14 protein-coding genes are annotated in these 15132 nt (G+C 54.7%); 12 read left to right on the top strand and 2 right to left on the bottom strand.

What is annotated here, in order from left to right:
- Positions 1-192: 192 nt before the first annotated feature.
- Positions 193-2061: a low affinity potassium transporter Kup gene (gene kup, locus NB069_RS21990; RefSeq protein ID WP_250586687.1), complete on the bottom strand. Its 1869-nt coding sequence runs from the start codon at positions 2059-2061 to the stop codon at positions 193-195.
- Between the two features lie 221 nt (positions 2062-2282).
- Between kup and ravA the strand changes: the two genes are divergently transcribed.
- Complete coding sequence (gene ravA / locus NB069_RS21995; protein ID WP_250586689.1) at positions 2283-3779, top strand: ATPase RavA; 1497 nt, start codon at positions 2283-2285, stop codon at positions 3777-3779.
- Positions 3773-5224, top strand: coding sequence for an ATPase RavA stimulator ViaA (viaA, locus tag NB069_RS22000; protein ID WP_250586691.1), 1452 nt, complete (start codon positions 3773-3775; stop codon positions 5222-5224). The genes ravA and viaA overlap by 7 nt, the downstream gene beginning before the upstream one ends.
- Here the strand turns inward: viaA and asnA are convergent, their stop codons facing one another.
- Complete coding sequence (asnA, locus tag NB069_RS22005) at positions 5225-6217, bottom strand: aspartate--ammonia ligase (protein WP_250586693.1); 993 nt, start codon at positions 6215-6217, stop codon at positions 5225-5227. It abuts the gene before it with no gap.
- 150 nt (positions 6218-6367) lie between these two features.
- Between asnA and asnC the strand changes: the two genes are divergently transcribed.
- The 10 genes from asnC to atpA all read left to right on the top strand — a co-directional run bounded on the left by asnC (position 6368) and on the right by atpA (position 15092).
- On the top strand, positions 6368-6826 hold the full coding sequence (asnC, locus tag NB069_RS22010; protein ID WP_032615488.1) for a transcriptional regulator AsnC: 459 nt from the start codon (positions 6368-6370) through the stop codon (positions 6824-6826).
- A gap of 90 nt (positions 6827-6916) precedes the next feature.
- Entirely contained in the window at positions 6917-7366 is a 450-nt protein-coding gene (gene mioC / locus NB069_RS22015; RefSeq protein ID WP_250586695.1) for an FMN-binding protein MioC, read from the top strand.
- A 372-nt stretch (positions 7367-7738) separates the two neighbouring features.
- Positions 7739-9628, top strand: coding sequence for a tRNA uridine-5-carboxymethylaminomethyl(34) synthesis enzyme MnmG (gene mnmG, locus NB069_RS22020; RefSeq protein ID WP_250586697.1), 1890 nt, complete (start codon positions 7739-7741; stop codon positions 9626-9628).
- A gap of 106 nt (positions 9629-9734) precedes the next feature.
- Positions 9735-10358, top strand: a complete 624-nt coding sequence (gene rsmG / locus NB069_RS22025; protein WP_250586699.1) for a 16S rRNA (guanine(527)-N(7))-methyltransferase RsmG — start codon at positions 9735-9737, stop codon at positions 10356-10358.
- Positions 10359-10973: 615 nt separating this feature from the next.
- The gene (gene atpI, locus NB069_RS22030) at positions 10974-11354 is read left to right on the top strand and encodes a F0F1 ATP synthase subunit I (RefSeq protein ID WP_250586701.1); all 381 of its coding nucleotides are present in this window, start codon (positions 10974-10976) and stop codon (positions 11352-11354) included.
- Between the two features lie 8 nt (positions 11355-11362).
- A complete protein-coding gene (gene atpB / locus NB069_RS22035; RefSeq protein ID WP_142487639.1) occupies positions 11363-12178 on the top strand; it encodes a F0F1 ATP synthase subunit A in 816 nt (271 codons plus the stop codon).
- A 49-nt stretch (positions 12179-12227) separates the two neighbouring features.
- Entirely contained in the window at positions 12228-12467 is a 240-nt protein-coding gene (atpE, locus tag NB069_RS22040) for a F0F1 ATP synthase subunit C (RefSeq protein ID WP_000429386.1), read from the top strand.
- A 52-nt stretch (positions 12468-12519) separates the two neighbouring features.
- Positions 12520-12990 carry a F0F1 ATP synthase subunit B gene (atpF, locus tag NB069_RS22045; protein ID WP_032615498.1) on the top strand — a complete coding sequence of 157 codons (471 nt, stop codon included), beginning with the start codon at positions 12520-12522 and terminating at the stop codon, positions 12988-12990.
- A 14-nt stretch (positions 12991-13004) separates the two neighbouring features.
- Complete coding sequence (gene atpH, locus NB069_RS22050) at positions 13005-13538, top strand: F0F1 ATP synthase subunit delta (protein WP_103177606.1); 534 nt, start codon at positions 13005-13007, stop codon at positions 13536-13538.
- Positions 13539-13550: 12 nt separating this feature from the next.
- Positions 13551-15092: a F0F1 ATP synthase subunit alpha gene (atpA, locus tag NB069_RS22055; RefSeq protein WP_039032214.1), complete on the top strand. Its 1542-nt coding sequence runs from the start codon at positions 13551-13553 to the stop codon at positions 15090-15092.
- Positions 15093-15132 lie beyond the last annotated feature (40 nt).

Consider the following 15132-nt stretch of genomic DNA (forward strand, 5'->3'; position numbering starts at 1 on the left):
TTCGCTGAATTGAGTTTAATCTCAATAGTGGTCAGAAAACCAACATGACGTAACGGAATTGTGATCGGCGTCGAAACGTTTCGCTAAGTAAAATATTTGTAGGGGAAATTGCCCGGCGGCGCTTCGCTTGCGCGGGCCTACGGGTTTGGTAGGCCGGGTAAGCGCAGCGCCACCCGGCATTTGCAGAAGGAGTTAAATCTCGACCTGTGTCCCCAGCTCAATCACGCGGTTAGGCGGGATTTCAAACTGGTCGGGCGCACGCAGGGCATTACGCTGGAGGATAAGATAGAGCTTACCGCGCAGGCGCAGATACCAGGGGCGTTTGCCAACAATCAGCGACTCGTGCGACATGAAGAACGAGGTTTCCATCATCCGGCAGCTTAAGCCTTCAAGACCGCAGCGGTGGAATACCTCTTCCACGTTCGGGGTCTCACGCCACCCATAGCTGGCCACCACCCGCCAGAAGGTGGGTGACAGCTGCTCTATCTGCACACGACGAACGTTATGCACATACGGCGCATCTTCGGTGCGCAGGGTTAGCAGGATCACACGCTCGTGCAGCACTTTGTTGTGCTTAAGGTTGTGCATCAGGGCAAAGGGGATCACGTTCAGCGCGCGCGACATATAGACCGCGGTTCCCGGCACGCGTACCGGCGGCGATTTCTCCAGGGAGGCAATCATCGCCTCCAGAGAGTTACCGTGCTCGTGCATCCGGCGCAGCAGGCGGAAACGCTCGCTCTTCCAGGTGGTCATCACAATGAACATCACCAGACCCAGCGTCAGCGGCAGCCAGCCACCAGAGACAATCTTATCGAGGTTCGCTGAGAACAGCGGCACGTCAATACAGAGGAAGCCGACCAGAATCAACGCCACGAGGAATTTATTCCAGTGCCAGTTCCGGTACGCCACCGTGGTGGAGAGGATCGACGTCAGCACCATGGTACCGGTGACGGCAATCCCGTACGCCGCCGCCAGGTTGCTGGAGTGCTCGAAGCTGACGATGACAATCACCACCGCGAAGTAGAGCAGCCAGTTAACAAAAGGAATGTAGATCTGGCCCGACTCCATCTCGGAGGTGTGGATGATACGCATCGGCGACAGATAGCCCAGGCGCACCGCCTGACGGGTGAGGGAGAAGACCCCGGAAATCACCGCCTGGGAGGCAATCACCGTCGCCAGCGTCGCCAGGATCAGCATCGGCACCAGCGCCCAGTCCGGCGCCAGCAGGAAGAACGGGTTTTTAATCGCTTCCGGATGTTTGAGCAGCAGAGCGCCCTGGCCAAAGTAGTTCAGCACCAGCGACGGCAGCACCACCAGAAACCACGCCACGCGAATAGGCAGTTTGCCGAAGTGGCCCATATCCGCATACAGCGCTTCAACGCCGGTGATAGAGAGCACTACCGCGCCCAGCGCGACAAACGAAACGACTTTATATTCAAGGAAGAAGTGCACCGCCCACATCGGGTTCAGCGCGTGCAGCACGTCCGGGTTAGCAATAATGCTGCGTAACCCCAGCGCCGCCAGGATCAGGAACCAGGAGAGCATAATCGGGGCGAAGAGTTTCCCCACCAGCCCGGTACCGTGTTTCTGAATGGCAAACAGCAGGGTCAGAACAATGATGGCCAGCGGGACCACCCATTCATCGAGCTGCGGTGCGACAATCTCGAGACCCTCTATCGCCGAGAGCACCGAGATGGCAGGGGTGATCACCACTTCTCCATAGAAGAAGCTGCCGCCTACCAGACCGATAATGACCAGGAACGACGTCATTCTGGCGGACGTATTGCGCCCGGCAAGCGACATCAGGGTCAGTATCCCACCTTCACCGGCGTTATCCGCGCGCATAACGAAGGAGAGATATTTAACGGAAACGACCAGGATCAGTAGCCAGAAAATCAGGGACAAAAAACCAAACACAGCGTCGCGTTCAACGCCAAACCCAAACTGGCCGGACAGACATTCACGCAACGTATAAAGCGGGCTGGTGCCGATATCACCGTAGACAACCCCGATCGCCGCGAGCGTAACTGCGGGTAATGATTGCTTATTATCAGTGCTCATAGACTAGTCTTTTCGTTTAAATAACAAATGTGTGCTTAGTCCCTTGGCCCACAAAAAGCGCACAGTATGCACGATTAATCTTAGAATCGTACCCCTAAATGCAACCTCATTAACGTAGCGCAAAGAAAATAGCACCGCAGTTCAGTCTATTACCAGCCCGGAACGAAACGTCTATACTCGCTTCAATTAGCCGGGTTACGGCGAAAGGATGCAAAACAATTATGGCTCACACTCATTTATTAGCAGAAAGAATTTCCCGCCTCAGCAGCGCACTGGAGAAAGGGCTCTATGAACGTAGCCATGCCATTCGCCTCTGTCTACTGGCCGCCCTGAGCGGTGAAAGCGTATTTTTGCTGGGGCCGCCCGGCATCGCAAAAAGTCTGATTGCCCGCAGGCTGAAGTTCGCTTTTCAGCACGCCAGAGCGTTTGAATACCTGATGACCCGCTTTTCCACGCCGGAAGAGGTCTTTGGTCCGCTCTCAATTCAGGCGTTAAAAGATGAAGGGCGGTACGAACGTTTAACCACGGGCTATCTGCCGGAAGCAGAAATCGTCTTTCTCGATGAGATCTGGAAAGCCGGCCCGGCGATCCTGAACACCCTGCTCACCGCCATTAACGAACGCCGGTTCCGCAACGGTGCGCATGAAGGGAAAATCCCGATGCGCCTGCTGGTGGCGGCGTCCAATGAACTGCCCGAAGCCGACAGCAGCCTGGAGGCGCTTTACGACCGCATGTTAATTCGCCTGTGGCTCGACAAGGTGCAGGACAAAGGCAATTTCCGTTCGCTGCTGATAAGCCAGCAGGATGAGAACGATAACCCGGTGCCCGCCGGGCTGCAGGTCACCGACGAGGAGTACCAGCAGTGGCAGCAGGACATCGGCAAAATCACACTGCCGGATGCGGTGTTCGATCTGGTCTTTATGCTGCGCCAGCAGTTAGATGCCCTGCCGGGCGCGCCTTACGTCTCCGATCGCCGCTGGAAGAAAGCCATCCGCCTGCTGCAGGCCAGCGCCCTGTTCAGCGGTCGCGATGCAGTTGCCCCTATTGATCTCATTCTGCTGAAAGATTGTCTCTGGCATGACGCCAGCGGCATGAATCTGATGCAGCAGCAGCTGGAAGTATTGATGACCGGGCACGCGTGGGGGCAGCAGGAGATGTTGAACCAGCTCGGGGCCATTACCCAGCGCCGCCTTCAGCTTCAGCAGCAGCAAAGCGATAAAACTGCCCTGCGCGTCAGCCGCCAGAGCGGGATGTTCGCCCGTCGTCCCCACTATGAATTACCGGCCGAACTGAACGAGACCACGCTGACGCTTCTCCTCCAGCAGCCGCTTAAGCTCCATGATATGCAGGTGATTCATATCACCATCGAGCGTGAAGCCCTGGCGCAGTGGCTGAGCAAAGGCGGTGAGATCCGCGGCAAACTCAACGGCATTGGCTTTGCCCAACAGCTTAATATGGAAGTGGACGGCAGCCTGCATCTGGTGATCCGCGACGTCAGCCTGCAGGGATCGCGTCTTGCCCTGCCCGGCACCGCCTCTGAAAGCGTGCCGGAAGAGATCAAACAGCAGCTGGAAGCGCTGGATAACCAGTGGCATCTGCAGCACACCCGCTTCAGCGAGCAGCAAAAATGCCTGTTTATCCACAGCGACTGGCTGGGCCGGATTGAGTCCAGCCTGCAGGATGTCAGCGCGCAGATCAAACAGGCGCGTCAATGCTGACGCTGGACACCCTCAACGTCATGCTTGCCGTCGGCGAGGAGGGGTTGATCGAAGAGATCATCCTCACCCTGCTGGCCTCGCCACAGCTGGCGATCTTTTTCGAAAAGTTCCCACGGCTTAAAACCGCCATTACCGACGATCTTCCGCGCTGGCGGGAAAATTTACGCAAAAGGCTGAAAGATACCCGCGTACCGCCGGAGCTCACCGAAGAGGTGATGTGCTATCAACAGAGCCAGCTACTCTCTACGCCACAGCTGGTCGCCGGGCTGCCACAGATTTTAACCCTGCTCGATAAGGTTCACTCCCCCTTCGCCAGCCAGGCCCGGCAGCTGGTGGTGGATAACGCTACCTTTACCCCGGCTCTGCATACCCTGTTTTTACAGCGCTGGCGGTTGAGCCTGGTGGTGCAGGCCACGTCGCTTAATCAGCAACTGCTGGAAGAGGAGCGGGAACAGCTGCTCAGCGAAGTACAGGAGCGCATGACTCTGGCGGGGGCGCTGGAGCCCGTGCTGGTAGAGAACGAAAACGCCGCCGGCCGGCTCTGGGATATGAGTGCCGGTCAGCTTAAGCGGGGGGATTATCAGCTGATCGTTCGCTATGGCGATTTTCTGGCGCAGCAGCCGGAGCTGGTGCAGCTGGCGGAACAGCTGGGCCGTTCGCGGGAGGCGAAGTCGGTGCCAAAAAAGGATGCCCCGCTTGAAACCTTCCGCACTCTGGTGCGCGAACCGGCGACGGTGCCGGAGCAGGTAGACGGCCTGCAGCAGAGCGATGACATCCTGCGCCTGCTGCCGCCCGAACTGGCGACTCTCGGCATTACGGAACTTGAGTACGAATTTTACCGTCGGCTGGTGGAGAAGCAGCTTCTCACCTACCGTCTGCACGGCGATGCCTGGCGGGAGAAGGTGAGCCAGCGCCCGGCGGTGCATCAGGATTTCGACGAACAGCCCCGCGGGCCGTTTATCGTCTGTGTGGATACGTCCGGTTCGATGGGCGGCTTCAATGAGCAGTGCGCGAAAGCCTTTTGTCTGGCGCTGATGCGGGTGGCGCTCGCCGACCGGCGGCGCTGCTTTATCATGCTGTTTTCCAGCGAGGTGGTGGGCTATGAACTCTCGGGCCAGCACGGCCTGGAGCAGGCGATCCGCTTCCTGAGCCAGCGCTTTCGCGGCGGCACCGATCTCGCCAGCTGTTTTCGCGCCATTATCGAGCGAATGCAGGGTGGAGAGTGGTATGACGCCGATGCGGTGGTGATCTCAGACTTTATTGCCCAGCGGCTGCCGGATGAGGTGGTGAGCAAGGTGAAGGTGCTGCAGCAGGTCCATCAGCATCGTTTTCATGCGGTGGCGATGTCCGCACATGGAAAACCCGGCATCATGCGCATCTTCGATCATATCTGGCGCTTTGATACCGGGTTGCGTAGCCGCCTGCTGCGGCGCTGGAAACGCTAATTACAGCAGCGCGTCGACGCTGTCACGAACCTGCTGAGGCCATACGCCACACTGAACCTGGCCGATATGGGAAAGCTGCAGCAGTAACATGGTCAGACGAGACTGGCCGATACCGCCGCCGATGGTCTGCGGCATCTCGCCACGCAGCAGCGCCTGGTGCCACTCCAGCTTGAGGCGATCCTCGTCACCGGTGATCCCCAGCTGACGCTGCAGCGCCTCGGCATCCACGCGGATCCCCATGGAAGAGAGCTCAAACGCATCTTCCAGAACCGGGTTCCAGACCAGAATATCGCCGTTCAGGCCAGCCAGGCCGCTTTCACCTTCGCTGCTCCAGTCATCATAATCCGGCGCACGCACGTCGTGGCGCTGACCGTGAGACAGTTTGCCGCCGATCCCAATCAGGAACACGGCACCCAGCTCTTTAGCGATCGCACGTTCACGACCTTTCGCATCCAGATCCGGGAAGCGGCTCAGCAGCTCCTGACTGTGGATAAAGTGGATCGTTTCCGGCAGGAACGGAGTCAGACCAAACTCTTTGCTGACCGCCGCTTCGGTGGCTTTGATCCCGGCATAAATGGCTTCTACCGTCGCTTTCAGCGTACCGGTATGACGTTCGCCATCACCCATTACGCGTTCCCAGTCCCACTGGTCAACGTAGACAGAGTGAATAGCGGTAAGGCGGTCTTCATCGGGGCGAAGGGCTTTCATGTGCGTGTAAAGCCCTTCGCCCGCGCTGAAGTCGTGTTGTCCCAGGGTTTGACGCTTCCACTTCGCCAGCGAATGAACCACTTCGAACTGGGCGTCTGGCAGTGTTTTCACTTTCACCTGTACCGCTTTTTCGCAACCAGACAAGTTATCCTGCGTCCCGTCGCCCACGCGGCTTAAGATAGGTGCCTGAACTTCAATCAGGCCCAGCTTCTCTTCCAGCTGGCGAGAAAAGTGGGATTTAACGAAACTGATCTGGCGTTGTTGTGCGATGTAAGCGGTTTTCATTATTTATACTCCTGCGTCCTGTTGGCATTGATTAAGCAACAAAAAAGACGCTCTTTCAATAATCCAACAATAAAACTCCCGCCTTACTTTTAAATCGATAAAATTACCCGCTAAAATAGAGTGATTCATTAATCTTCATAAGGAAAAGCTATGGAAAATTATCAGATCGACAATCTGGACCGCGGCATTCTCGAGGCCCTGATGGCCAATGCGCGTACTGCTTACGCCGAACTGGCCAAACAATTTGGCGTCAGCCCGGGAACCATTCACGTGCGGGTAGAGAAGATGAAGCAGGCGGGGATCATCACCGGCGCCCATATCGACGTCAGCCCGAAACAGCTGGGTTACGACGTCTGCTGTTTTATTGGCATCATCCTCAAGAGCGCCAAAGACTATCCTTCGGCGCTGGCAAAGCTGAACGCGCTGGATGAAGTGACAGAGGCTTACTACACCACCGGGCACTACAGCATCTTTATTAAGGTGATGTGCCGATCGATCGACGCCCTGCAGCAGGTACTTATCAACAAGATCCAAACAATCGATGAAATTCAGTCCACCGAGACGCTGATCTCCCTGCAGAACCCGATCATGCGTACCATCCGCCCGTAGCAGGGCAAAATAATTACCACATTTTCCACAGGTAGATCCCAGCTCGCTCACAGCGTACAATGTCCGCCTGTTTATCTGAGCGAGCGATCAATGGCGGACATTACTCTTATTAGCGGCAGCACCCTTGGCGGCGCTGAATATGTCGCGGAACACCTGGGCGAAAAGCTGGAAGACGCAGGTTTTTCTACTGATACGCTGCACGGACCGTTATTAGAGGATCTTCCGCTCGACGGGATCTGGCTGTTGATCACCTCCACGCACGGTGCGGGCGATCTTCCGGATAACCTTCTTCCTTTATATGAAGCGTTAAAAGAGCAGCAGCCCGATCTGGCGAACGTCCGCTTTGGCGCCATCGGTATTGGCAGCCGGGAGTACGACACCTTCTGCGGCGCCGTTGAGAAGGTTGAGACCGAACTGAAGTCCTGTGGGGCTCAACAGATCGGTGAAACGCTGAAGATCAACATCCTCGATCATGATATTCCGGAAGATCCAGCGGAACTTTGGCTGGCGGAATGGAAAAATTTACTCAAAAACGATTAAAGATCGTGCGATCAGATGTGGATAACTCTGGTTAAAAGCTTGGATCAACCGGTAGTTATCCCAAGAACAACCCGTGATGACTTTTTGTGCTGTGTATAACATCGCGATCTGATCCCAGCTTATACGTCACAGGATCACCGATCATTCACAGCAAACGATCCTCTCTAAGCACATGATCTTCTTTGGGAGATCCGGCTTATCCACAGAAACCCGCGATCCTAATAAGAGATCACAATAAAACAGATCTCTAAATAAAAAGATCTTCTTTTTAATAGCCAGGATCCCAGTGCTTTCTCGAACGACTAAAGTTGAGTAGAATCCACGGCCCGGGTTCAATCCATTTTCTTACCGCTTTACGCGAGGCAGACCACCATGTTTTATCAGGATCCTTTTGACGTCATTATCATTGGCGGGGGTCATGCAGGCACCGAGGCCGCAATGGCCGCGGCGCGAATGGGTCAGCAGACCCTGCTTTTGACACACAATATCGACACGCTAGGACAGATGTCCTGTAATCCGGCGATTGGCGGCATTGGGAAAGGACACCTGGTAAAAGAAGTGGATGCACTTGGCGGCCTGATGGCAACCGCGATCGATCATGCAGGCATTCAGTTTAGGATACTAAACGCGAGCAAAGGGCCTGCCGTTCGTGCGACCCGTGCTCAGGCCGACCGCGTGCTGTATCGCCAGGCCGTACGTACCGCACTGGAGAACCAGCCGAACCTGATGATCTTCCAGCAGGCGGTTGAGGATCTGATCGTCGAAAACGATCGTGTTGTCGGCGCCGTGACCCAGATGGGCCTGAAGTTCCGTGCCAAATCGGTCGTGCTGACCGTCGGGACTTTCCTCGATGGCAAAATTCATATTGGACTGGATAACTACAGCGGTGGCCGTGCTGGCGATCCGCCGTCCATTCCACTTTCACGCCGTCTGCGCGAGCTGCCGCTGCGCGTCAGCCGCCTGAAAACCGGTACGCCGCCGCGTATCGACGCCCGCACGATTGATTTCAGCGTGCTGGCCCAACAGCACGGCGATAACCCGATGCCGGTCTTCTCGTTCATGGGCAACGTGGATCAGCATCCGCGCCAGGTGCCGTGCTATGTCACACACACCAACGAGAAAACCCATGACGTGATCCGCAGTAACCTCGATCGCAGCCCGATGTATGCCGGTGTGATCGAAGGGATCGGCCCACGTTACTGCCCGTCGATCGAAGACAAAGTCATGCGCTTTGCCGATCGCAACCAGCACCAGATCTTCCTGGAGCCGGAAGGGCTGACCTCCAACGAGATCTACCCGAACGGTATCTCCACCAGCCTGCCGTTCGATGTGCAGATGCAGATCGTCCGCTCCATGCAGGGGATGGAAAATGCGAAGATCGTTCGCCCTGGCTACGCTATTGAGTACGATTTCTTCGATCCGCGTGACCTGAAGCCGACCCTGGAGAGCAAATTTATCCACGGGCTTTTCTTCGCGGGCCAGATCAACGGCACTACCGGTTACGAAGAGGCCGCCGCGCAGGGTCTGCTGGCCGGTCTGAACGCCGCGCGCTTCTCTGCCGAGAAAGAGGGCTGGGCGCCGGGTCGTTCTCAGGCTTACCTGGGTGTGCTGGTAGATGACCTTTGCACCCTCGGTACCAAAGAGCCGTACCGCATGTTTACCTCTCGCGCGGAATATCGTCTGATGCTGCGTGAAGATAACGCCGACCTGCGCCTGACCGAAATCGGTCGTGAGCTGGGCCTGGTGGACGATGCGCGCTGGGCGCGTTTCAACGAGAAGCTGGAGAACATCGAGCGCGAACGTCAGCGCCTGAAGTCGACCTGGGTCAACCCAACTGCCGAGTCTGTAGACGAAGTGAATGCTCACCTGTCTGCGCCGCTCTCCCGTGAAGCCAGCGGGGAAGATCTGCTCCGTCGCCCGGAAATGACCTACGACCAGCTGATCCAGATGTCGCCATTCGCGCCGGGACTGGAAGATGTTCAGGCTGCTGAGCAGGTTGAAATCCAGGTGAAATACGAAGGCTATATCGCCCGTCAGCAGGATGAGATCGAGAAACAGCAGCGCAACGAAAGTACGATCCTGCCGGCCACGCTGGATTACCGCCTGGTCAACGGCCTCTCCAACGAGGTGATCGCCAAGCTGAATGACCATAAGCCGTCGTCCATCGGCCAGGCATCGCGTATTTCAGGCGTCACGCCTGCGGCTATCTCCATTCTGCTGGTATGGCTGAAAAAACAGGGTATGCTGCGCCGCAGCGCGTAACCTTCCGCTGCTGTGGCTAAGGCGGGTAGCGCTGACGCGAACCCGCTCTACAAATTCCCAGGCCCGGTGAGTGTCACCGGGCAATTTTTTGAAACAGGTATTCACCGTGCTCAACAAACTCACTCGTCTGCTGGATCAAGCCGGTATTTCGCTCACCGATCACCAGAAAAATCAGCTGGTGGGGTATGTCGACATGCTGAACAAATGGAACAAGGCCTATAACCTCACTTCGGTTCGCGACCCGAACGAGATGCTGATTCGCCATATCCTCGACAGCATCGTGGTGGCGCCTCATCTCAAAGGGGAGCGTTTTATCGACGTGGGCACCGGCCCGGGTCTGCCTGGCATTCCGCTCTCTATCGTGCGTCCTGAGTGCCATTTCACGCTGCTGGACAGCCTGGGTAAGCGCGTACGCTTTCTGCGCCAGGTGCAGCATGAGCTGAAGCTGGAAAATATTCATCCGGTGCAGAGTAGGGTAGAGGCGTTTCCCGCCGAGCCGCCGTTTGACGGCGTGATCAGCCGGGCCTTTGCTTCGCTCGATGACATGATCGGCTGGTGTAAGCACCTGCCTGCGGAAAATGGCCGCTTCTATGCCCTGAAAGGGGTGCTGCCTGAAGATGAGATTGCGCAGATGCCAGAGGGTTTTATGGTTGAAGAGGCGATCAAATTGCACGTTCCGCAGCTGGAAGGTGAGCGTCACCTGGTGATAGTTAAGCCAAACAATTTTTAAAAATATAATAAAAAATGTGGAATTTGTGCTGTTCTTAGTATGTTAAAAATTAGGCGTCAGGCTAAGAAGTGAACAGCACGAATTTAACCGCTTTTTTACTACGGATTTGCTTTGGGTTAACCTGGTCCTGTAGTTAACCCAAAATATAATAAACCTTGAAAATATCAGCTTGCTAAAAGTAGGTCAGAGTAACCAGATTGCAATGTTAAATATTTATTAAAAATGTCAATAAAAGGTTTTTGTTGTATACAGGGCTGTTTTGAGAATAGTTGCTGAAATTAATCTTTAATATCATAAAGATGAAATATAACGATTTACTGCTTTAATTTATTCGACCTTATCGTAAATGTGTATTTTGTGATCTCGTGCACGCTTTATAGTCAACGTTTCCGCGTTGTTTGCAGTTTTCACGTCTCATTCTTCGTTTGTCGAAAAGTTAAGAAATAGCGCCGGGGAAAAATATTTAAACATTTATTCACCTTTTCGCTACTTATTGTTTGAAATCACGGGGACGCACCGTATAATTTGTCCGCTTTTTGCTGCTTGACTCTGAGCCTTAAAGGACGTTTTATACGACACGCGACATACCTCGAAGTGAGCAGGAGTAAAAACGTGATGTCAGTGTCGCTCTTGAGTCGAAACGTTGCTCGTAAGCTTCTGTTCATTCAGTTTCTGGCGGTGATAGCAAGTGGATTGCTGTTCTGCCTCAAAGACCCCTTCTGGGGCATCTCTGCGGTAAGCGGAGGTTTGGCAGTCGTTATGCCAAACATGTTGTTTATGATTTTTGCCTGGCGTCATCAGGCGCATACACCTGCCAAAGGCCGCATGGCCTGGTCCTTCGCCCTCGGCGAAGTGTGTAAGGTGTTGCTGACCTTTACCCTTCTGGTGGTGGCGCTGGCGGTTTTTAAAGTGGTATTTTTGCCGCTGATAGTGACGTGGGTTTTGGTGCTGGTGGTACAAATTCTGGCGCCAGCTGTAATCAATAACAAAGGGTAAAAGGCATCATGGCTTCAGAAAATATGACGCCGCAGGATTACATAGGTCACCATCTGAACAACCTTCAGATCGACCTGCGTACATTCTCGCTGGTGGATCCGCATAACCCCCCAGCCACCTTCTGGACGATCAATATCGACTCCATGTTCTTCTCGGTGGTACTGGGTCTGTTGTTCCTGGCCATTTTCCGCGGCGTTGCGAAACGTGCGACCAGCGGCGTTCCAGGGAAATTCCAGACGTTCATCGAAATGATCATTGGCTTCGTCCACGGTAGCGTCAAAGACATGTACCACGGTAAGAGCAAGGTGATTGCACCGCTGGCGCTGACCGTCTTTGTCTGGGTCTTCCTGATGAACCTGATGGACCTGCTGCCGATCGACCTGCTGCCGTTTATCGGCGAGCATATCTTCGGTCTGCCTGCCCTGCGTGTGGTGCCGTCTGCTGACGTGAACATCACCCTGTCTATGGCACTGGGCGTATTCATCCTGATTCTTTTCTACAGCATCAAAATGAAAGGCGTAGGCGGCTTCGTGAAAGAGCTTACCTTGCAGCCGTTCAACCACTGGGCGTTTATTCCGGTCAACCTGATCCTGGAAGGCGTTAGCCTGCTGTCCAAACCGATTTCCCTCGGTCTGCGACTGTTCGGCAACATGTATGCGGGTGAGCTGATTTTCATTCTGATCGCGGGTCTTCTGCCGTGGTGGTCACAGTGGGTTCTGAATGTGCCATGGGCCATTTTCCACATCCTGATCATTACGCTGCAAGCCTTTATCTTCATGGTTCTGACGATCGTCTATCTGTCGATGGCGTCTGAAGAGCACTGATTCTTTACCAACACTACTACGTTTTAACTGAAACAAACTGGAGACTGTCATGGAAAACCTGAATATGGATCTGCTGTACATGGCTGCCGCTGTGATGATGGGTCTGGCGGCTATCGGTGCTGCGATCGGTATCGGCATCCTCGGGGGCAAATTCCTGGAAGGCGCAGCGCGTCAACCGGATCTGATTCCTCTGCTGCGTACTCAGTTCTTTATCGTTATGGGTCTGGTGGATGCTATCCCGATGATCGCTGTAGGTCTGGGTCTGTACGTGATGTTTGCTGTCGCGTAGTAAGTCGTTTAAACCCTAAGCCACAGTTGTAAATTTAAAGAGGTATTGTGCTGTGAACATGAACGCAACAATCCTCGGCCAGGCCATCGCGTTTGTTATCTTTGTCTGGTTCTGCATGAAGTATGTATGGCCGCCTTTAATGGCTGCCATCGAAAAACGTCAGAAAGAAATTTCTGACGGCCTGGCTTCTGCAGAACGCGCTAAGAAAGATTTGGACCTTGCACAGGCCAACGCGACCGACCAGCTGAAAAAAGCGAAAGCGGAAGCCCAGGTAATCATCGAGCAGGCGAACAAACGTCGTTCTCAGATCCTGGACGAAGCGAAAGCTGAAGCAGAACAGGAACGTACTAAAATCGTGACACAAGCGCAGGCAGAAATTGATGCCGAGCGTAAACGTGCTCGCGAAGAGCTGCGTAAGCAGGTCGCGATTCTGGCTGTTGCTGGCGCCGAGAAGATCATCGAACGTTCCGTGGATGAAGCTGCTAATAGCGACATCGTGGACAAACTTGTCGCTGAACTGTAAGGAGGGAGGGGCTGATGTCTGAATTTGTTACGGTAGCTCGCCCCTACGCCAAAGCAGCTTTTGACTTTGCTATCGAACACCAAAATGTCGATCGCTGGCAGAACATGCTGGCGTTTGCCGCTGAGGTAACGAAAAACGAACACATGGCTGAGATGCTTTCTGGCGCCCTGGCGCCTGAAACCCTCGCCGATTCGTTCATCGCCATTTGCGGTGAGCAGCTGGACGCCAACGGCCAGAACCTGATTCGGGTAATGGCTGAAAATGGTCGTCTGAAAGCGCTCCCGGATGTTCTCGAGCAGTTCGAGCACCTGCGTGCCCTCAGTGAAGCCACCGTTGAAGTTCACGTAACTTCTGCGACTGAACTGAGTAACGAACAGCTTGCGAAAATCACCGCCGCGATGGAAAAACGTCTGTCACGCAAAGTGAAGCTGAATTGCAATATCGATAAGTCTGTAATGGCGGGCGTAATCATCCGTGCGGGTGATATGGTCATTGATGGCAGCGTACGCGGCCGTCTTGAGCGCCTTGCAGACGTCTTGCAGTCTTAAGGGGACTGGAGCATGCAACTGAATTCCACCGAAATCAGCGAACTGATCAAGCAGCGCATTGCTCAGTTCAGTGTTGTGAGTGAAGCTCACAACGAAGGTACTATTGTTTCTGTAAGCGACGGTGTTATCCGCATCCACGGCCTGGCCGATTGTATGCAGGGTGAAATGATCTCCCTGCCGGGTAACCGTTACGCTATCGCACTGAACCTGGAGCGCGACTCCGTAGGTGCAGTTGTGATGGGTCCTTACGCTGACCTCGCCGAAGGCATGAAGGTTAAGTGTACTGGCCGTATTCTTGAAGTTCCAGTTGGCCGTGGCCTGCTGGGTCGCGTGGTGAACACCCTGGGTGCGCCAATCGACGGTAAAGGTCCGGTTGATAACGATGGCTTCTCGCCAATCGAAGTTATCGCACCAGGCGTAATCGATCGTCAGTCCGTCGACCAGCCGGTTCAGACCGGTTATAAATCCGTTGACGCCATGATCCCAATCGGCCGTGGCCAGCGTGAGCTGATCATCGGTGACCGTCAGACCGGTAAAACCGCGATGGCAATTGATGCGATCATCAACCAGCGTGATTCCGGCATCAAATGTGTGTACGTGGCTATCGGCCAGAAAGCGTCCACCATTTCTAACGTGGTTCGTAAACTGGAAGAGCACGGCGCGCTGTCCAACACCATCGTTGTTGTGGCGACCGCTTCTGAATCTGCTGCACTGCAATACCTGGCACCTTATGCCGGTTGCGCAATGGGCGAATACTTCCGTGACCGCGGTGAAGATGCACTGATCGTTTATGATGACCTGTCTAAACAGGCCGTTGCTTACCGTCAGGTTTCCTTGCTGCTCCGTCGTCCACCAGGACGTGAAGCATTCCCGGGCGACGTATTCTATCTGCACTCCCGTCTGCTGGAGCGTGCATCCCGCGTTAACGCGGAATACGTTGAGAACTTCACCAAAGGTGCAGTGAAAGGCCAAACCGGTTCTCTGACCGCGCTGCCAATCATTGAAACCCAGGCGGGTGACGTTTCTGCGTTCGTTCCGACCAACGTAATCTCCATTACCGATGGTCAGATCTTCCTGGAAACCAACCTGTTTAACTCCGGTATTCGTCCGGCAGTTAACCCGGGTATCTCCGTATCCCGTGTGGGTGGTGCAGCGCAGACCAAGATCATCAAGAAACTGTCCGGTGGTATCCGTACCGCGCTGGCACAGTATCGTGAACTGGCAGCGTTCTCCCAGTTTGCATCTGACCTTGACGATGCAACCCGTAAACAGCTTGACCACGGTCAGAAAGTGACCGAACTGCTGAAACAGAAACAGTATGCCCCGATGTCAGTCGCACAGCAGGGCCTGGTACTGTTCGCAGCAGAACGTGGTTATCTGGGGGATGTAGAACTGGCGAAAATCGGTAGCTTCGAAGCCGCTCTGCTGGCTTACGCTGACCGTGACCATGCTTCACTGATGCAAGAGATTAACCAGTCCGGTGGCTATAACGACGAAATCGAAGGCAAGCTGAAAAGCCTGCTCGATTCCTTCAAAGCAACCCAGTCCTGGTAACGTCTGGCGGTCTGTCTTAGGACAGACCGCAAGGCATTGA

Source organism: Leclercia adecarboxylata (genome assembly GCF_023639785.1).
Taxonomy (GTDB): Bacteria; Pseudomonadota; Gammaproteobacteria; order Enterobacterales; family Enterobacteriaceae; genus Enterobacter; species Enterobacter adecarboxylatus_D.